This is a genomic window from Paraburkholderia xenovorans LB400, from assembly GCF_000013645.1.
Lineage (GTDB): Bacteria > Pseudomonadota > Gammaproteobacteria > Burkholderiales > Burkholderiaceae > Paraburkholderia > Paraburkholderia xenovorans.
On sequence record NC_007952.1, the window covers coordinates 919,648 to 938,386 of the forward strand.

Genomic DNA, 18,739 nt, shown 5'->3' on the forward strand with positions numbered 1-18,739 from the left:
CACCCCTCAGGCATTGCGGCTGTTGCCGCCGCCATTCGTTTCGTTGATGGCGGCGCTGCCATTCTGGCCGACGCCTTCGTGCACCGCGCGCACGGCGGCCACGATATTCGCGTACGCACCGCAGCGGCAGATGTTGCCGCTCATGCGTTCGCGGATTTCATCGTCGGAGAGTTGGGTGGGGCGGCTGCGGACATCGGCCGTAACGGTGCTCGCGGTGCCGGTACGAAATTCATTGAGCAGGGCAGTCGCGGAGCATAACTGCCCCGGAGTACAGTAACCGCACTGAAAGGCATCGTGGTCGATGAATGCGCGCTGGATCGGACTCAACGCGCCATTAGTGGCGAGCCCTTCGACCGTCGTAATGTTCTCGCCCTCGTGCATCACGGCGAGCGTCAGACAGGAGTTGATGCGGCGGCCGTCGGCGAGCACGGTGCATGCGCCGCATTGTCCGCGATCACAGCCTTTCTTCGTGCCCATGAGGCCCGCGTATTCGCGCAGCGCGTCGAGCAGGGTCACGCGCGGTTCGAGTTGCAGCGTGTACGCGCGGCCGTTCACGGTCAGCGTGAGCGGGCGCGGCGGTACGGCTTGCTGAACCTGAGCGGGCGGCGCGGGCGGGGTTTGAGTTTGCGCGCGCAGATGCGGCGCGGCACCGATCGTGGCTGCGGCAGCAGCCGATTGAAGGAAGCGCCGGCGTGAAGGTTGGGGTGGGGTGGTGGCGGACTCGTCACTCGGATCCTGACATTCGTTATGCGTGGACATGACGTTCTGTTGACTCCGTTGAAAGGTCGATGCAGGCTAGCGATGCGTCGGTATCCGAAGCGTCGCGATCATTGGACATCACGCAGCAATTTCGGTGCCGTTGCAGACACAACGGTATTAGAAAATATCGGAGACAGCCAAGATGGCATCAGTTTTCAAAGTCAGATCCGCGTCAGGACATGTGCCCGTGGTGCGAACCCTAGCGGCCATGATGGCCGTGACAGTCGTGCTGACTGCCTGCCACGGCGGCGGTGACAATCATCCGCCGCCGCAGGCCAATGTGCTGCCGGCTTTTATTACCGCTTCTTCGGTAAGAACCCAGTTCTACGATGGCAACACCGACGACCTGCTCACCGCTGGCCTCGGCAAGACCGGACTCGCATCGGCCACGGCGCCGGCCATTGCCAACGCGGCGCAACCCACTGCCGCCGAATTGCGGCGGCTTGCCATCTGGTCGAACTATCGCGCGCTCGTCGACATGACCGCGAACGGCGGCTATGGACGCTTCTGGGGACCCAATGTCGATCTGAACGGCAACGATACGCTCGGCGAAGGCAAGATCGCCGGCAAGGAATACCTCGCCTTCGCCGACGACGGCAGCGGCACGCAGAACGTCACCGTGCTGGTGCAGATTCCGGCGAGCTTCAACCCGGATCAGCCGTGCATCGTCACGGCAACGTCGTCCGGTTCGCGCGGCGTGTACGGCGCGATTTCTGCGGCCGGCGAGTGGGGTCTCAAGCGCGGCTGCGCGGTGGCCTACACCGATAAAGGCAGCGGCAACGGCGCGCATGAATTGTCATCCAGCCTGGTCACGTTGATCGACGGCACCTTGCAGAACGCTACCGCGGCGGGCAAGGCCAGTCTTTTCACGGCCAACCTCGGCAACACGGATCTCGCGTCTTACAACAGCAGGTTCCCGAATCGCTACGCGTTCAAGCACGCGCACTCGCAGCAGAATCCGGAGAAGGATTGGGGCAGGAATACGTTGCAGGCAATCCAGTTCGCGTACTGGGCGCTCAACGATTCTTATGGCACGCTCAACGGCTCGACGCGTAATGTGCGTTACACGAGCGGCAGCATCACGACTATCGCGGCTTCGGTGAGCAACGGCGGCGGCGCGTCGCTCGCGGCGGCGGAACAGGACACGTCCGGTTTGATCACGGCGGTGGTCGTGGGCGAGCCGCAGATCAATTTGCGGCTGCCCGCGCAGGTCTCGGTGGCGCAGGGCGGCGTGCCGGTCGGCGCATTCGGCAAGCCGCTCGCCGACTACATGACGCTCGCCAACATGCTGCAACCGTGCGCGGCGCTCGCGCCCGCTGCGGCCGGCGCGCCGTATCTGACGGCGTTGCCGGGTGCCACGACCACCTCGATTCGCACTGCGCGATGCGCGTCGCTGGCGGCCGCCGGTGTGATCGCGGGTGCGGACGCGACGACCCAGGCGACCAACGCGCTTGCGCTGCTGCATCAGAACGGCTACCAGACCGACTCCGACCTGCTGCAAGCGCCGATGTGGGACTCGCAAGCGGTGCCGGCCGTCGCCGTGACCTATGCCGACGCGTACGCAAAAGCGAGTGTCACCGCGAACCTTTGCAACTTCAGCTTCGGCACGACGAATGCGGCTGGAACCGCCGGCGTCACACCCGCGGTGTCGCCGATGCTTACGGTGTTCGGCAACGGCAACGGGGTGCCGCCGACCAACGGCATCAACCTCGTCTTCAACTCGGGCGCGGGCGCGGCGGATCACCGGCTGGCGACCGCCGACGGCAGCTATGCGGGCGCCTCGTGTCTGCGCACGCTGTGGACGAACGGCACGCTGACCGGCAGCGTCGACGCTATTCGCGTGAATGCGAATCTGCATGGCAAGCCTGCCATCATCGTGCAGGGCCGCGCGGATGCGCTGGTGCCGATCAACCACGCGTCGCGTCCGTATCTCGGCTTGAATCAATTGAGCGAAGGCGCGGCGAGCAGGCTGTCGTTCTACGAAGTGACGAACGCCCAGCATTTCGATGCGTTCCTTGGCGTGGCGGGCTTCGATTCACGCTTCGTGCCGCTGCATTACTACAACCTTCAGGCGCTCAATCTGATGTGGAGTCATCTGAAAAACGGCACGCCGCTGCCGCCATCGCAGGTGATTCACACCGTGCCGCGCGGCGGCACGCCCGGCGCCGCGCCGGCGCTGACCACGGCCAATCTGCCGCCGATCGTGGCGAGTCCGGGCATTAACGCGATCACGGCGGCCAATGGCGCGGTGAATGTGCCGAACTGAGCGTACCCGGCTGAACGTACGCAATGGAGTCCGACTCGCGCGGAATGCACGCAGCGGCTCGCAGCGGCGCTCGCGCACGCGAGCCGGCATGCGTGAATCGTTGCCTGCGGGCAAGCGGGTCCGGGTATAAGCGATGCTAGGTCAGATGAAGTAAACCGCGTTCAAAGGAGAGCGAATGCAGTTCGACTACCGACACTTCCATATCGATTGCCGCGCCCGTCACGCGGAAGACGGCCTGTACCATGCGAGAGCGAAGATCACTCGCGTGCCGCGCAAGAACGAACACGTCCAGTCGCACGATTCCGGCGACATCGACGCCTTTGCCAGCGAAGCCGATGCCATTTCATGCGCGAAGTCGTGGGCAATGGAGTGGTGCGACGCGGCGGCGCAATAGAGCGCATTGCAGGGAGGACACGTCGTGGCCAAGCTTCGAATCGCAACCTTCAATATCAACGGGATCCGCTCGCGCCTGCCGGCGCTCTTGCAATGGCTCGAACGCGAGGCGCCCGACATTGTCTGTTTGCAGGAATTGAAGGCGGCGGACAGCGCCTTTCCCGTCGAGCAACTGCGTGACGCCGGCTATGGCGCGATCTGGCAAGGTCAGAGCGCATGGAACGGCGTGGCGATCCTGTCGAAAGGCGAGGCGCCGCTGGAGAGCCGCCGCGGCCTGCCCGGTTTCGAGGACGACACGCACAGCCGCTATCTCGAAGCCGCTGTCGGCGGCATCGTGGTGGCGTGCCTCTATCTGCCGAACGGCAATCCGCAACCGGGGCCCAAGTTCGACTACAAGCTCGCGTGGTTCGATCATCTGATCAGGCACGCGGCGAAGCTGTACAGGAGCGGTCATCCGGTCGTGCTGGCGGGCGACTTCAACGTGGTTCCCACCGACGAAGACATCTACAACCCGCGCTCCTGGCTGAAGGACGCGTTGCTGCAACCCGAGAGCCGCGAGCGCTACCGGCAACTGCTCGCGCAGGGCTGGACCGACGCGCTCCGAACGCGTTTCGGCAACGAACGGGTCTACACCTTCTGGGACTATTTCCGCCGGCATTGGGAGACCAATTCCGGTTTGCGTATCGACCATCTGCTGCTGAGCGCCGACCTCGCGCCGCGCTTGCGCGATGCGGGCGTGGACCGCTGGGTGCGTGGAGAGCCGCACGCGAGCGATCATGCGCCGACGTGGGTCGAACTGGAGATGGGCGCGGGACGCCGCAAGAAAAGCGGCGCATGAAAACAGACCGGGCGATCGCATCACGCAGATCGCCCGGTCTCAACCGCGTTGAAGATCAACGGCGATAGTCGCGCTCAGACGCACCGTGCGCCCACAACGCGCCGGCCACGAAACCCGCCAGCGCGACCACTGCAATGGCGGTGAATGGGCTTTCCGCCGTAGTTTCGCGCACGAGGCTGGTGGTGCTGGCGCACAGTTGCTGCGCTTTACCGCTGAGCTCTCTGGCCTTGCCGGCCAATTGCGTGCTGGTATCGCCCAACACGTCGCCCACCGCGCCCTGAACCTTGCCCGCGACTTCCTTGACTGCGCCTTCTGCCGAGTTGGCTGCCGAATTGGTGTCCATACGAATTTGCTCCCATTGTCATATTTACGTGTGAGCCCTTGCACAGCGCAATACGCCCGCACCAGGGTTTCGCGCACGCCGCCCGGAAAGCGCGGCTTACGTCCACCAGACAGGGCGCAAGAAGCGCGCCCGGCAAACAGCGGAACCGGCGAAGCGGTAGTGGATGTCAGCGCCGGCGCCGCGAATTGATCCCCACGAACACGGCCATCAGCATCAGAAAGCCGCCGAACAGCAATGCCGAATTCAGCACGACATGCCTGAGCCCCAGCATCTCGACATTGATGAACGGATAGGGATAGAAATCCGACAGACTCGCGCGCCAGAACGTCACCCCGAGATAGGCCAGCGGATATACCAGCCACAACAGGCAATGCCGCAGCTTCAGATGAAAGCGCGGCACGAACAGCACCCAGTAGAGGGCGGCCAGCATCGGCAGGACGCTGTGGAGCGATTCGTTGAGCAGCAGCCGGAAGGCAGCCGGCGACCACAAACCGCGCAACAGCAGGTTATAGGCGATGCCGACGAACACCATATAGACAACCACGGCGGTGACAACAGTGGGTTGCCGGAAAAACCTTGCCGGCGCCGATCTCTGCGCACGCAAGGCCACGCACGTAAAACAGATTGCGCAGGCGAGTACCGTCAGATTCGTGAGGTAACTGCTCATGCGAGCAAACCCGTCGAACACGCTCAGCCCGCGCGCGAGCGTGCGATCGATCGTGACGTCTGCTTGCGCGACGATCGAAATCCACGCAATGACGGCGATGATCGCCGCCAATGTGACTGACGCAACACTGGGCGTATGCAGCGGAAGCTCGGGCTCCCGTGGCTCGGAAAGGACAGGGCGCATGCGTTCGATTCTATACACACTGCCGTCGCCGGGCGCGTATCGGAGATGTCGCGGCCGCCGCCTTGCACCACGCTTGGACGCGCCGCGGCCGTGCCTTCGTTACCGCCGATCAGGCTCGACAGGGGCGTGTTGAAATAGTCTTCGATACCCTGCTTGTCGTACTTGGAGGTGGAGCCAAGCAGCCACATCAACAGGAAGAACGCCATCATCGCGGTGACGCAATCGGCGTACGCGATTTTCCATGCGCCGCCGTGATGGCCGCCATGATCCTCGCCTTTCTTCGAGCGGCGCACGATCACAGGCGCGAGCGCCTGTTCCCCCTGCGGCGCGCGCGAGTTCTTTTCGCTCATCATGCGGCTCCGCGTCAGGCCGACTTCGGCATCTTGGTGGCGCGCACCGCGTCTCTCCGATTATCTTGCGCGGCCACATTCGATCCAGACGGCCCTTATCTGAAGGCTTTTCTGGTACGTCACAAAACTCCTGTATGTACCGGTAAACGGCGCCATCTTATGGTGCTGAAGTGCTGAAGTGCTGAAGTGCTGAAGTGCTGAAGTGCTGGCTTGCCTGAAACGAGAAATAAGTTCACCGATCGCCTGATTTTCTGACTATACGCAGGTAAATCTGTCTGCATCTTGCGATGTCAGCAGCGCGATCCTTATTTGCTGTTGCGCTGCAAGACCCGGGCAATATGCCGCTGACGCCAGAATGCACGGCTAACCTTTTTACCGATCGGTCTGGTAGCATGACGATCGATTTGTACCGACGGCCGTTCTCGCGCCGCTTTGTCGCGTCACGGCCTGTCGTCTATCGGCACCGGCAGCGCTAGCGACTCAACCGGGGAGGAATTGCCGCATGCGGAAACGGAGATCTGCTGTCCAGAGTTGGCTGGTGCCCACGGCGGCCACCGGCATTGCGGGCCTCAGTCTGCTGTTCATCCCAACGCCCGGTCACGCTCAGGAGTTCTCGCTATTCGGCGGCGGCTCGCGTGCGGGCAGTACCAACACCTATACATGGGCCTTCAACTATCAGGAAGGCCTGGGGCAATATTTCGCCGCCAGCTTCACGTGGCTCAACGAAGGGCACATTCCCGATCATCACCGCGACGGCCAGATGATCCAGCTGTGGGGGCGCATTCCGGTGGGCAGCCCGCAATTCGTTCTGCAGGCGGGCGTCGGCCCATACCGTTACTTCGATACGACCACTGCCGGCCAGGGCGGCAGTTATTCCGACACTCACGGCTGGGGCGTGGTGTATAGCGTGCGCGCCGCGTACTACGCGTCGAGCCGCTGGATCACGCAGCTCCAGCTGAATCGCGTGCATGTGCAGCGCGGGCCGGATGCGACCAGCATGATGTTCGGCGTCGGTTATCAGCTCGACGCTCCGGGCTCGCCCGGTCCGCGTGACTGGGCAAGCGGCAGCACGCACAAGGTCACGAATAACGAAGTAGCGCTGTATCTCGGCAAAACCATCGTCAATTCAACCAGTTCGCCGAGCGCGTTCGGCGGCGCGATCGAGTACCGGCGCGGCCTCGCGAAGTATCTCGACGTAACGGTCGGCTATCTTCACGAAGGCAGCAGCAAGGTGGCGCGTCGAGATGGTTTCACCAGCCAGCTGTGGGCCACTCGCGCATTTCTCAACGACAAGGTCGCGCTCGCGCTCGGCCTCGGCGCCTACTATGCGATCAACGAGAACGAAAACAGCGAGTCGCCCGGGCCGGGTGCGGGCAAGTTCTCCGGCCTCGTGACGATCGCGGGCTCGTATCGCCTGAGCGGGCACTGGGACGCGCGGCTCGAATGGAACCGCGTCGTGACCCGCTATGATCGTGATTCGGATGTGATTTTCGGTGGTCTGGGCTATCGTTGGTGAAGGCTCACGGTGTCAGGCATCAAGTGTTGTCGTGCCAGCAGAAGCAGTCTCTCGAACCGCAGGTCAAGACTCGGAACAACGGAGAACAGCATGAAAGCCAGCACCATCGCCGAGCGGGAGGCCCGCGGCCGTGCCGCCCGTGAGCACTCGAAACGTTCGAGCCATAAAACGGTAGGCGAATTGCATCGCAATCCGATCGAGTTGCTCAAGCAAAGCAGCGAGGGCCGGGTGCATAACCTCGTGCCGCTGCGTTACGGGCGCATGGCCGTCTCGCCTTTCACGTTTTTTCGCGGCACCGCCATCTTGCAGGCACACGATCTCAGCAAGGTGAGCGACACGGGTCTCGTCATGCCGATCTGCGGCGACGGCCATCTGATGAACTTCGGCGGTTTCGCCACACCCGAGCGGCAACTCGTTTTCGATCTGAACGATTTCGACGAAGTGGCAGTCGGGCCGTTCGAATGGGATCTGAAACGTCTGACCGCGAGCCTCGTCGTCGCCGCGCGTCACATGCGTCTGAGCCGGGGCACGGCGGAAAGTCTGGTAATGACGGCGGTCACCGAGTATCGCGACCGCATGGCACAGTACGCGCAGTGCGGCGCGCTCGAACTCTGGTACGACCGCATTACCTTCGAGTTGATGGCGGAGACCGCGCTGACGCCCGAACGCCGCCGCTCCGTGCGGCGGGGCATGGAAAAGGCCGCGAGCCGGACGCACGAAAGCCTGCTCGAAAAAATGGCGGAGCATGACGGCGGCCACTGGACGATTCGCGACGCGCCACCGGCCCTGTTCCACGTATTGGGCGCCAACACACTGTTCACACCGGAGGAGACCGAAGCATTCCGCGGCGCGAACTGGCGCAAGATGCTCGAACGGATGTGGGGCGAGTACATGAAGACCCTGTCGCACGACCGGCGCGAACTGCTGGACCATTTCACCGCGCAGGATCTCGTGTTCAAGGTGGTGGGCGTCGGCAGCGTCGGCACGCGCTGCCTGGTGATGCTGATGGTCGATCACATGGGCAAGCCGCTGTTCCTGCAAATCAAGGAAGCGCGGCCTTCGGTAATCGCGCAGTTCCACAAGTCGCCGGCCATCAGGCACGAGGGCGAACGCGTCGTGCAGGGGCAACGCATGCTGCAGGCGGCGAGCGACATCTTTCTCGGCTGGGCGACCGGGCCGCTCGGCCGGCACTTTTACTTTCGCCAGTTACGCGACATGAAGCTGTCGGCAAACATCGAGTTATTCGACAACGATCTGCTGGACGGTTACGCGCGCCTGTGCGGCTGGATCATGGCGCGCGCGCATGCCAAGGCGAGCGGGCAGGCCATCGAAGTGAGCGCGTATATCGGCCGTGGCGACCAGTTCGCGGAGGCGCTCACCGGCTATGCGACGACCTACGCGGACCAGGTGGAGCGCGATTACGACGTGTTCCTGAAGGCATGCCGCGGCGGTGAACTGGAAGCGCGCACGGACGAAGACATGGCGGCGGATTTCCGCGTGTAGCAGCGGCGTGCGCGTGGCTCGCCGGGTTGGGCTGCGGGCGAGACCCGCGCAGCCAGCCGGCGTGCGCCGCGCCTTACACGCATACGTGCGTGCTCGTGCTCAGTCGTCGACACCGTCGACACGCGCTTCGCGCAACGTCACGAAACGCAGATGCCGTTGCCGGGCGGCGCCGATCACGCGCGGCAGGACCGCGAGGATCAGCGGCGTGCCCGCGGCCGTGAGCGCTGCGTTGCCATCGTGCAGCAGGAGAATGTCGCGCGGCGCAAGACCGTCGAGCAGGCGCCGCGTGACCACGTCAGGATCGCGCTCGCGTGTGTCGTAGCCGCGCCGCGTCCATGCCGCGAGCCGCAGGTCGAGGTTGCGCAATACCGGTTCGAGAAAGATGTTGCGCAAGCCGGCCGGCGCGCGGAAGAACAGGGGCCGCTCGCCGCTCAGTGCTTCGAGCGTGCGTTGCGCGGCGTCGATCTCACGCGTGAGCGCGCCCGGCAACGTCACGGAAAACGTATGCATGTGAACCTGCGAGTGGTTTTCGAGCGCATGGCCGCGCGCGACGATCTCGCGCGCAAGGTCCGGGTAAAGCTGCGCCTTGGCGCCGATGCAGAAGAAGGTGGCGCGCACGCCGAAGGCGTCGAGCAGATCGAGCACTTGCGGCGTGACGAGCGGATCCGGGCCGTCGTCGATGGTCAGCGCGATCGCGTCGGCATTACGCGCGGCAGCGGGCAGGCGCGTCCAGTTCGGGCCGAGCAGCGAGGTACGCGGCAACAGGCCGGCCACCGTAAAAATGGCGTGATTCGCAAAAATCGCGGCTAACCACCAGGGCCAGGCGGCGGGCGCGAACAGCCATCCGGCCAGTACGAACACGTGCCATGCGGCGGTGGCCGTGAGCATCGCGGGATAGCCGGTGCGCGGCCAGCGGGACAGCGGCGCGTGGCGGGCGCCGTGCGGCGGCGTGGAGAGTTCTTTCATAAAGCGTGCTTCCTGTCTTCCTTCCTCCTTCCTGGGAAGGTCTTGAATCGCGCGCGTGACGCGCAACGGCAAACGATACCATCGATGCGCACCGCGACGCGCCCGCCGGCAGGAACGGTTACCTATGAAAGCACGCTGAAAGACGTGGTGCGGCGGCGCCACGGACTCGCAGACCTCGGCCCGCAGCGGACACTTCCGAAGAGCGCCTCTTGCGGCAAACGAACAACGGGAACGGCACGACCACGCGCCTGCTCAGCGCGAAAGACCACGCGGAATCGTTCGTCGACGTGAACACGGGCCGCGCCGTGGCATTTGTGATGGACGACCCGCTGTTGTATGGTGCTAAAGCCAAAGAGGCGGACCACTGCCTGATCACCTGCACCGCGCCGACGCGCCGGGCGCAGGGTCACATGTTCCGCAAGGACGACCCGAAGTTCAGGAAGCTCGCGGGCGGCGCTTGCCGCGCCGTCCGGTCCGGTTCGCTGGTTCGCATGCAGCCAGTCTGCACCATCTGCACAACGAGGAGACGTGTCGTGACGGGAACGGGAATCAAGAAGGTCGCGCTGGTAACGGGCGCGGGTAGCGGGATCGGCCGGGCGTGCGCGCTGAAGATGCTGGAGCACGGCTATAGCGTCGTGCTGGCCGGCCGCCGCCAGGCGCCGCTCGACGCCGTGGTCGAGGAAGCGCAGCATCTCGGCGGCGACGCCCTGGCCGTGGCGTGCGACGTCACCGACGCGGGCAGCGTCGCGGCCCTGTTCGACACGATCCGCGAACGGCGCGGCCGGCTCGACGTGCTGTTCAACAACGCGGGCCGCAGTGGGTCGCCCGTCGATATCGACGAACTCGATATCGACGAATGGCGCTCGGTGGTGGACACCAATCTCACCGGCGTATTCCTGTGCACGCGCGCGGCCTTCGGTCTGATGAAAACGCAGAGTCCGCGCGGCGGGCGCATCATCAACAACGGTTCGATCTCGGCGCATGCGCCGCGGCCGCACAGCATTGCCTACACGGCAACCAAGCACGCCATTACCGGCCTCACCAAAGCCGTCTCGCTCGACGGCCGCAAATACGACATCGTGTGCGGGCAGATCGACATCGGCAATGCGGCTACGGAAATGGCCGAGCGCATGGCGCGCGGCGTGCCGCAGGCCAACGGCGAGATCGCGGTCGAACCGCTGATGGACGTTCAGCACGTGGCGGACGCCGTGCTGCACATGGCCGAACTGCCGCTCACGGCGAACGTGCAGTTCATGACGATCATGGCGAGCAAGATGCCGTTCATCGGCCGGGGTTGACGGCGCGGCGCGAACAGCAAGCCGCGCGGGATCAACTTATACTGGGCGCTTTCCGTTTTGATGGAATGCGATTCGCCGTGTCCCGAGCCACACCTGAGGACGACCCGCAGCCGGCGCCGCCCGTGCAGCCCGATCTCGACGATTGTTGTCATAGCGGCTGCAATCCGTGTGTTTTCGATCGCTACGACGAAGCGCTCGAACGTTATCGAGTTGCGCTCGCCGCATGGCAAGCACGGCAGCAGGCGCACCAGCAAGAACACCAGCAAGAACACCAGCAAGACCATCAACAAGCGCACCAGGCGCAGCCCATGACGGCAGCGCAGCATAGCAAGCCGCGCCCGCGCCGTTGAACGGCGCTCCATGTTTTGCCTCGAACGCCGCCGCCCTTCACCATGCCCCGTCATGACCGACCTTCAGTCCGCGCCTCTCGAACCTCTCAATGAATCGCACACGCTGGACGAGCTGCATCGTTTCGTGCAGCGTTATCCGCGGCTCTTCGTGCTGACCGGCGCGGGCATCAGCACCGATTCGGGCATTCCCGGCTATCGCGACGACAACGGCGAATGGAAACGCTCGCCGCCCATCACGCTGCAGGAGTTTCTCGGCACGCCCGCCATGCGGCAGCGCTACTGGGCGCGCAGCATGGTCGGCTGGCCGGTGGTCGCGCACGCCGAGCCCAATGCCGCACACACCGCGCTCGCCCGGCTCGAAGCGGCCGGCCACGTGCCGACGCTGGTAACGCAGAACGTCGACGGTTTGCATCAGCGGGCGGGCAGCCGCGAGGTGATCGAACTGCATGGCGGCATCAATGGCGTGACGTGTCTGGACTGCGGCATGCAACACTCGCGCGCGTCGATCCAGCAGACGCTCGAAGCGGACAACCCCGCGCTGCTGAACGTGACGGCCGAAACCGCCGCGGATGGCGACGCGCATCTCGAATGGCACGATCTTGCCGGCTTTCGCGTTCCGGCGTGCCCGAACTGCGGCGGCCTGCTGAAGCCGGCCGTGGTGTTCTTCGGCGAAAGCGTGCCGAAGGAGCGCGTGGAAGCGGCTTCGCATGCGCTCGACGCGGCGGACGCCATGCTGGTGGTCGGCTCGTCGCTGATGGTTTACTCCGGCTTCCGCTTCTGCGTGTGGGCGCAGAAGCAGGGCAAGCCGGTGGTCGCGATCAACCTGGGGCGCACGCGCGCGGATTCGCTGCTGTCGCTGAAAATCGCGGCGCCGTGCGCCGAAACGCTGACCGCGCTGGCCGGCCTGCTGGCGCTGGATTGAACCGTCTGCTTCGGCAAATACGCATCTCGAAAGGACAACCCATGCTGACGACGATCGCCCAGCTCGAAGCCCTCTACGGTCAGCCGCACGAGCGCGCGGTGCGTAAAGAGATCCCGTATATCAATGAAGACTACCGCGCGTTCATCGAGGTCGCGCCGTTCGCCGTGCTCGCCACCGCCGGCCCGGAAGGCCTCGACTGTTCCCCGCGCGGCGACGCGCCGGGTTTTGTGCGCATCGTCAACGAACGTACGCTCGCGCTGCCGGACCGTATCGGCAACAATCGGCTCGACAGTCTGCGCAATATCATCGCCGAGCCGCGGCTCGCGCTGCTCTTCATCATTCCCGGCGTGGGCGAGAGCTTGCGCGTGAACGGCCGCGGTCGCGTTACCAACGACCCGCAGTGGCTGGACAGTTTCGCCGTCGAAGGTAAACTGCCGCGCACCGTGCTGCTGATCGACGTGGACAGCGTCTACTTTCACTGCTCGAAAGCGTTGGTGCGCTCGAAACTGTGGGATCCGGCGCATCACGTCGAACGTTCGCGCCTGCCGAGCGCGGGCGAAATTCACCGGCGCATCAACGGCACGCAGTTCGACGCGGCCACTTACGACCGCGAGCTCGCTGAACGCGTGCGCACGGCCCTGTACTGAAACCGAAGGTCAACATGACGAATTCCCAGGTGGCCTTGCGGCAGCGTTCGCCATCCGCGGAACGCAACTGCGAACCGATTCTCGCCGTGCTGCGCGAAGCACTGCCGGCCACCGGCCGCGTGCTCGAAATTGCGAGCGGCACGGGCCAGCATGCAGTCTGCTTTGCCCGCGCCATGCCCGGTCTCGACTGGCAACCGAGCGACGCCGATGCTGCCGCGCGCGCTTCGATCGCCGCGTGGATCGCGCACGAGGGGCTAGCGAACGTGCGCGCGCCGCTCGCGCTCGACGTGCATCAGCCGGACTGGGGCGTGGACACGCTCGACGCCGTGGTGTGCATCAACATGATTCACATCTCGCCGTGGAGCGCGACGCAGGCGCTGTTCGCGGGGGCGAGCCGCCGTCTCGTCGACGGCGGTGTGCTGTATCTGTACGGTCCTTACAAACGCGGCGGCGCGCATACGTCGCCGAGCAACGATGCTTTCGATCAGCAGTTGCGCAGCCGCGATCCGGCATGGGGCGTGCGCGATATGGAAACCGTGGTGGCCTTGGGCGCTTCGGTCGGACTCGTGTGCGACGGGCCGCTCGCCATGCCGGCCAACAATTTCAGTCTGGTGTTCCGGAAACGCACGGACGCGGCGCGGGTCTGACAAACGTTCGACACAGCGTATGGCGCGCTGCCGGCCGGCTGCCGCTCAGCGGCAAGTCGGCATTTCTTTTATTCTTTCACCCTCGACGTCCCGCTGATGTTCCTTCCGGCGCGGCGTCACGACATTTTTTGGACTCTGGAGAATTCACATGAGCAAACAGGCAATCGGCGTGGTGGGGCTGGCGGTCATGGGCCGCAATCTGGCGCTCAACATCGAGAGCCGCGGCCATGCGGTGTCGGTGTTCAACCGTAGCCGCGAGAAAACCGACGAACTCATCGCCGAATATCCGGACAGGAAGCTGGTGCCGGCCTTCACGCTGGAAGAATTCGTGGAGTCGCTGGAAAAACCGCGCCGCATTCTGCTGATGGTCAAGGCGGGCGAGGGCACCGACGCCACGATCAACCAGTTGAAACCGCTGCTGGACAAGGGCGACATTCTGATCGACGGCGGCAACACGCATTTCACCGACACCATCCGGCGCAATCAGGATCTGGCTAAATCCGGCCTGCATTTCATCGGCACGGGCGTGTCGGGCGGCGAGGAAGGCGCGCTGAAAGGCCCGTCGATCATGCCGGGCGGCCAGCGCGACGCCTACGACCTCGTCGCTCCGATCCTCACCGAAATCGCCGCGAAGGCGCCGGACGGCGAGCCGTGCGTCGCCTACATGGGACCGGACGGCGCGGGCCACTTCGTGAAGATGGTGCACAACGGCATCGAATACGGCGACATGCAGCTGATCGCGGAAAGCTACGCGGTGCTTAAGCAGGTGGTTGGACTCTCGAACGAGGAACTCGGCAAGGTCTACACGGAGTGGAATCAGGGCGAGCTCGACAGCTATCTGATCGAAATCACCTCGAAGATTTTCAGCAAGAAAGACGAAGAAACCGGCAAGGATCTGGTCGACGTGATTCTCGATCGCGCCGCGCAGAAGGGCACCGGCAAGTGGACCAGCCAGAACGCGCTCGACCTCGGCGCGCCGCTGCCGCTGATTACCGAAGCCGTGTTTGCGCGCGTGCTGTCGTCGCTGAAGACGCAGCGCGTGGCCGCGAGCAAGGTGCTGGAGGGCCCGGCGGCCAGGCCGCTCGGCGCCGAGCGCGAGGCTTTCATCGAATCGGTGCGCCGCGCGTTGTATTTCAGCAAGGTGATTTCGTACGCGCAAGGCTTCGCGCAACTGCGCGCGGCGTCGGAAGAATACAAGTGGGATCTGGACTACGGCACGATCGCGAAGATTTTCCGCGCCGGCTGTATCATCCGCGCCCGCTTCCTGCAGAAGATCACGGACGCTTATACGAAAGACAAGGCGATCGCCAATCTGCTGCTGGACCCGTATTTCCGCGACATCGCGAAGAACTACCAGTCGGCTCTGCGCGAAGTCGTGATCGCGGCGATCAACGCGGGTGTGCCGGTGCCGGCTTTCGCGTCGGCGATCGCGTATTTCGACGCCTACCGTTCGGAACGCCTGCCGGCGAACCTGGTGCAGGCGCAGCGCGATTTCTTCGGCGCGCATACGTTCGAACGTATCGACAAGCCGGGCAGTTTCCACGCGAACTGGAGCTGAGCGTTTGAATGGCTGCCCGGCTTGTCCTTGCGGCAAGGCACGCCGGGCGGCGCATGCGCTTGAATTCAAGATAGTGAATTATTGCTGAAAGCTATCGGACAGATAGCGCCCCGGCACCACGCGCCGGCTACTATTGCGAATATCGAAATAGAGTTTCGTCGTTTTAGGGGTTTCCCCTAGGTGCCGACCCTCCTAAACTTCTACTTAACCGCTGCGGGACACCAAGTTCCAAGCGCATTAAAAAACAAGTTCTGGAGGTTTACATCATGAAGTCCCTTATCTCTGCAGTTGTCGTTGCCGCCGCTCTGGTTGCCCCGGTTGCTTCGTTTGCTCAATCGAACCAGCCGGTTACGCGCGCTCAAGTCCGCGCGGAATTGGTCCAGCTGGAGAAGGCCGGCTACAACCCGGTGGGCGATCATTTCGATTACCCGGCTAACATTCAGGCCGCTCAGGCACGTGTCGATGCTCAAAACGGCACCGCCCAGGCTGTGAACAGCGGCTACGGCGCACCCGCCGTCGGCACTTCGCAAGCCGGCCGCCCGGTGAGCAGCACCGACCGTAACTCGGTCTACTTCGGCAACTGATTCACGCCGAAACTGATGGAATCGCCGCCTGGCTGGGTAACAGGCTGCGCGTAAATGGAAACGCCGTCCGGATTGCCGGACGGCGTTTGTCGTTTACCGCACGGCACGGCGGCTCGCATGTGCCGCTTTCTATCTATTTGTTGCTGCGAATAGCGGAGAACAGCGGCGCATGCTTTTGGCCGCCGGCATTCAACGGCTCGGCAAATGCGGAATCGCCTCGTTGCTTGTCAGATTGAGCTGGTGAATCTGCCGATGCGTCTTGTTCAGATGCGCCTGCGCGGCCACGCGTTGCGCTTCCAGTTGCGACACGTCCTTGCGCACCTGATGCTGCCGGCTCGCTACCGTCTGCTCCTGCGTGCCGCGCCTTTGCAGTTCGCTGCGCAGCCGCTCCGCCTGTGCCTCTGAGCGGGCGATCATCCGCGCGAGCTGTTCGTTCTGCGCCTCCAGTTGCGCGCGGCGCGTTTCGCCGTCCGAGAGCCGCGTCGCCTGTTCTTCGAAATGGTGAAAGGCGGCCTCGGCGGCTTCGAGATCGGCGGCTTTGAGCGCGCGCCATAGCGAGCCGTCCTGATACAGGGCGACGTAGTACGCCAGTTCCTTCGCGTGAAACAGCAGGCTGACCGAATACGCAAAGCTGCGGAACACGCGAAACGGCGTCAGCGCTTCTTCTTCGGCGAGCCACTCGACCTCGGCCGTGTCGGCGACCTGCACGCCGCGCACGCTGACCTGCGACGGCACCACGGGCACCGGCCGCAAGGTCGTCACCGGTCGGGCCGGTCCCGGCGACGAAGCGGGCGCCGCGCAGTCTCCAGGAGCGGCCCCGGCTGCCGCGGCCAGCGCTGCCTCCTCGTTGTCGTCGGGCGATGAAGGAGCGCAGGCGCTTGCTCGCGCATCCTGCACGAGATGCGATGGGCCTGCCAGCACGCTGCGGCGGTTCAGGAGACTTTTCACGGCGGTCCTCCGGGTTGAGTCGCCCGAAATCTGCGAACGGCGCCGACAGTGAAGCATGCCGGTTAGCGTGGCAGGCCAGGCGGTGAGTGAAACGTGGCGGACCGGCGGCGCCGGTGAAGGGACGCCGGGGTGCGCGGCAATGCGGGTGTAATCGGGAACGAACGTCTAATGCAGCGAACGATGCCGGCGGCCAATTTCATCGAACAACGCGCGGCTGGGTTCGAGCGCCAGCAGCCAGGATTCGTCGTAGCCGCTCAGATTGTCGAGCGCCTCGCGCAGCCGCTCGATCGCCACGGCAGGGATCTCGACGCTGGCTTCGACGCCGCTCGACAATCCCGCGACGCTGGCCAGTTGCACCAGCGCGTCGGCGGCTTCGGCCACGTCGGCGGCGAAAACCAGGTGTGTGTTCAGGAGTTCGACCAGACCGGGCGACGCCGCGATGTCGTCTACGTTGAGTTGCACGGCCAGAAAAGTGGCTTTGTTCATCCTCAACTCCCTCGCACAATTCAGACGTTTTGCTTACGGCGCGCCGCGGCAGCAAAACTGAGTATAGGCCAGGGCTCGAATGATTCAATAATCACACGAATCGGCGGCGCGGCCCGACAGCGGCGAGCCGGCGAGCCGCCACACCTATAATGAGGCCAGCCGGTACGTGGCTCGCGCCTAGCCGAGCGGTTCGCCATGTCCGGCGCGCCGTGCCTGGCGGCGCTGTCTCTCCTCAACTGCCTGGTGTCCATGAAGATCATTCGCAGCAAGGATTTCACCGCGACGCGCGCCTGGGGCGCGCTCGATATCGCCAACATGGGCGGCATTACGACGCGCCTGCACTGGACCGATCAGCCCTATAAGTGGCATGTCAACGATGGCGAGGAAGTGTTTGCCGTGCTCGATGGCCGCGTCGAGATGCGTTATCGCGAAGACGGTGTCGAACAGTCGGCCGTTCTGGAAACGGGGGACGTGTTTTACGCTGCGGTGGGTACCGAACATGTGGCTCATCCGCTCGGCGCGGCGCGCATTCTGGTGGTGGAGTCGGCAGGCAGCGTCTGAAGGTTGGCGCAAGGCCGCTGCCATACCGGCGTGGCTGTCGCCGCGCCGGGCGGCATAATGGATAACGGCTGCCGCGCCTTCAGGACGGGCGGCACGGCAAATGCTTGGGCATCGATTGAATCCGATTGATTGAACGAAGAGTCGAGGAAATCACATGACAAGAGCATGGCAATTGACGGGGACCCGGTGGCTGACGGCGGTCGCGCTCGGCGCGATGTTCAGCGGCTGCACGACCATGCCGTGGGAGAGCACGCCGTTTTACAGCAGTACGCCGTCCCGGCCGACCACGCTCGGCACGGTTCCTGTGCCTGCCGGTTTCTACCGGGTCAATCCGGGTGACACGATCGGCGGCATTGCATCGGCCTACGGCCGCAAGCCTCAGGAAATCGCCGCGTGGAACGGCCTCGCGGTCAACGCCGCGGTCAATCCGGGGCAAGTGTTGCGGGTGTCTCCGCCAATGGCCTCGGGCAGCGTGGTGACGCCGCCGGTCGCCGTCGGGCCGAATGGTTCTCCTGTGGCGCCCGGCGCGCCGACGGCGTCCGCGGGACCGCAGCAAGGCGTGCTGCAATGGCCGCTTCGTGGGCCGGTACTGAAAGCCTTCGCGCCTGGCAAGTCGAACGGCATCGTGATCGGCGGCCGGCCGGGCGATCCGGTCAAGGCTGCCGCCACCGGCCGCGTGGTCTATGCGGGCTCGGGTATCGAGGCATACGGTCCGCTCATCATCATCAAACACGACGACTCGCTGATAACCGCGTACGGGCAGAACAGCACGCTGCTGGTGAAGGAGGGCGATGCGGTCGCGCAAGGGCAGACCATCGGCGAGGTGGGGATGGACAGCCGCGGCGTGGCGTCGATCCAGTTCGAGGTCCGTCAGAACGGCCAGCCGGTCGATCCGCTCGCGTGGCTGCCGAAGTCGGGTGGGTGAGGCTTCTTTTTAGCGCGATTTCAGCGCTG

General features: G+C 64.3%; 21 protein-coding genes. 14 read left to right on the forward strand and 7 right to left on the reverse strand.

Annotation, left to right across the window (positions count from 1 at the left end; all coding sequences use genetic code 11):
• Positions 1-6: 6 nt before the first annotated feature.
• Positions 7-759 carry a 2Fe-2S iron-sulfur cluster-binding protein gene (locus BXE_RS26065; protein ID WP_011491121.1) on the reverse strand — a complete coding sequence of 251 codons (753 nt, stop codon included), beginning with the start codon at positions 757-759 and terminating at the stop codon, positions 7-9.
• 142 nt (positions 760-901) lie between these two features.
• On the opposite strand from BXE_RS26065, the gene BXE_RS26070 reads away from it, so the two are divergent.
• The 3 genes from BXE_RS26070 to BXE_RS26080 all read left to right on the forward strand — a co-directional run bounded on the left by BXE_RS26070 (position 902) and on the right by BXE_RS26080 (position 4,256).
• Entirely contained in the window at positions 902-3,025 is a 2,124-nt protein-coding gene (locus BXE_RS26070; protein ID WP_011491122.1) for a D-(-)-3-hydroxybutyrate oligomer hydrolase, read from the forward strand.
• A gap of 175 nt (positions 3,026-3,200) precedes the next feature.
• On the forward strand, positions 3,201-3,419 hold the full coding sequence (locus BXE_RS26075) for a hypothetical protein (RefSeq protein ID WP_011491123.1): 219 nt from the start codon (positions 3,201-3,203) through the stop codon (positions 3,417-3,419).
• Between the two features lie 24 nt (positions 3,420-3,443).
• A complete protein-coding gene (locus tag BXE_RS26080) occupies positions 3,444-4,256 on the forward strand; it encodes an exodeoxyribonuclease III (protein WP_011491124.1) in 813 nt (270 codons plus the stop codon).
• Positions 4,257-4,311: 55 nt separating this feature from the next.
• On the opposite strand, the gene BXE_RS26085 is transcribed toward BXE_RS26080, so the two are convergent.
• The 3 genes from BXE_RS26085 to BXE_RS48230 form a co-directional block, all read right to left on the reverse strand.
• A complete protein-coding gene (locus BXE_RS26085) occupies positions 4,312-4,599 on the reverse strand; it encodes a CsbD family protein (RefSeq protein WP_011491125.1) in 288 nt (95 codons plus the stop codon).
• Positions 4,600-4,765: 166 nt separating this feature from the next.
• Positions 4,766-5,377: a Pr6Pr family membrane protein gene (locus tag BXE_RS26090; RefSeq protein WP_407668630.1), complete on the reverse strand. Its 612-nt coding sequence runs from the start codon at positions 5,375-5,377 to the stop codon at positions 4,766-4,768.
• On the reverse strand, positions 5,290-5,748 hold the full coding sequence (locus tag BXE_RS48230; protein ID WP_407668631.1) for a flagellar motor protein MotB: 459 nt from the start codon (positions 5,746-5,748) through the stop codon (positions 5,290-5,292). The genes BXE_RS26090 and BXE_RS48230 overlap by 88 nt, the downstream gene beginning before the upstream one ends.
• Before the next feature lie 553 nt (positions 5,749-6,301).
• Here BXE_RS48230 and BXE_RS26095 point away from each other — a divergent pair.
• Both BXE_RS26095 and BXE_RS26100 read left to right on the forward strand, forming a co-directional pair.
• A complete protein-coding gene (locus tag BXE_RS26095) occupies positions 6,302-7,315 on the forward strand; it encodes a hypothetical protein (protein WP_011491128.1) in 1,014 nt (337 codons plus the stop codon).
• Positions 7,316-7,405: 90 nt separating this feature from the next.
• Positions 7,406-8,818, forward strand: a complete 1,413-nt coding sequence (locus BXE_RS26100) for a DUF2252 domain-containing protein (RefSeq protein ID WP_011491129.1) — start codon at positions 7,406-7,408, stop codon at positions 8,816-8,818.
• 99 nt (positions 8,819-8,917) lie between these two features.
• On the opposite strand, the gene BXE_RS26105 is transcribed toward BXE_RS26100, so the two are convergent.
• Positions 8,918-9,784, reverse strand: coding sequence for a polysaccharide deacetylase family protein (locus BXE_RS26105; RefSeq protein ID WP_011491130.1), 867 nt, complete (start codon positions 9,782-9,784; stop codon positions 8,918-8,920).
• Between the two features lie 533 nt (positions 9,785-10,317).
• On the opposite strand from BXE_RS26105, the gene BXE_RS26110 reads away from it, so the two are divergent.
• From BXE_RS26110 to BXE_RS26140, 7 genes are all read left to right on the forward strand, one after another.
• Positions 10,318-11,082, forward strand: a complete 765-nt coding sequence (locus BXE_RS26110) for an SDR family oxidoreductase (protein WP_011491131.1) — start codon at positions 10,318-10,320, stop codon at positions 11,080-11,082.
• Between the two features lie 65 nt (positions 11,083-11,147).
• Entirely contained in the window at positions 11,148-11,432 is a 285-nt protein-coding gene (locus BXE_RS26115) for an oxidoreductase-like domain-containing protein (RefSeq protein ID WP_040124931.1), read from the forward strand.
• 52 nt (positions 11,433-11,484) lie between these two features.
• Positions 11,485-12,354, forward strand: a complete 870-nt coding sequence (locus BXE_RS26120; RefSeq protein WP_040123950.1) for an NAD-dependent protein deacetylase — start codon at positions 11,485-11,487, stop codon at positions 12,352-12,354.
• Positions 12,355-12,395: 41 nt separating this feature from the next.
• Positions 12,396-13,001 carry a pyridoxamine 5'-phosphate oxidase family protein gene (locus BXE_RS26125; RefSeq protein WP_011491133.1) on the forward strand — a complete coding sequence of 202 codons (606 nt, stop codon included), beginning with the start codon at positions 12,396-12,398 and terminating at the stop codon, positions 12,999-13,001.
• A 14-nt stretch (positions 13,002-13,015) separates the two neighbouring features.
• Positions 13,016-13,648, forward strand: a complete 633-nt coding sequence (locus BXE_RS26130; RefSeq protein WP_011491134.1) for a DUF938 domain-containing protein — start codon at positions 13,016-13,018, stop codon at positions 13,646-13,648.
• 148 nt (positions 13,649-13,796) lie between these two features.
• On the forward strand, positions 13,797-15,206 hold the full coding sequence (gene gndA / locus BXE_RS26135; RefSeq protein WP_011491135.1) for an NADP-dependent phosphogluconate dehydrogenase: 1,410 nt from the start codon (positions 13,797-13,799) through the stop codon (positions 15,204-15,206).
• A 266-nt stretch (positions 15,207-15,472) separates the two neighbouring features.
• Complete coding sequence (locus tag BXE_RS26140) at positions 15,473-15,790, forward strand: DUF4148 domain-containing protein (RefSeq protein ID WP_011491136.1); 318 nt, start codon at positions 15,473-15,475, stop codon at positions 15,788-15,790.
• 189 nt (positions 15,791-15,979) lie between these two features.
• Here BXE_RS26140 and BXE_RS26145 read toward each other — a convergent pair whose 3' ends face one another.
• The gene (locus BXE_RS26145) at positions 15,980-16,738 is read right to left on the reverse strand and encodes a DUF2968 domain-containing protein (RefSeq protein ID WP_011491137.1); all 759 of its coding nucleotides are present in this window, start codon (positions 16,736-16,738) and stop codon (positions 15,980-15,982) included.
• Positions 16,739-16,903: 165 nt separating this feature from the next.
• A complete protein-coding gene (locus BXE_RS26150) occupies positions 16,904-17,224 on the reverse strand; it encodes a hypothetical protein (protein WP_011491138.1) in 321 nt (106 codons plus the stop codon).
• 249 nt (positions 17,225-17,473) lie between these two features.
• Between BXE_RS26150 and BXE_RS26155 the strand changes: the two genes are divergently transcribed.
• Together BXE_RS26155 and BXE_RS26160 are read left to right on the forward strand one after the other, a co-directional pair.
• Positions 17,474-17,785: a cupin domain-containing protein gene (locus BXE_RS26155; protein ID WP_040124929.1), complete on the forward strand. Its 312-nt coding sequence runs from the start codon at positions 17,474-17,476 to the stop codon at positions 17,783-17,785.
• A 154-nt stretch (positions 17,786-17,939) separates the two neighbouring features.
• Entirely contained in the window at positions 17,940-18,710 is a 771-nt protein-coding gene (locus BXE_RS26160) for a peptidoglycan DD-metalloendopeptidase family protein (protein ID WP_011491140.1), read from the forward strand.
• Positions 18,711-18,739 lie beyond the last annotated feature (29 nt).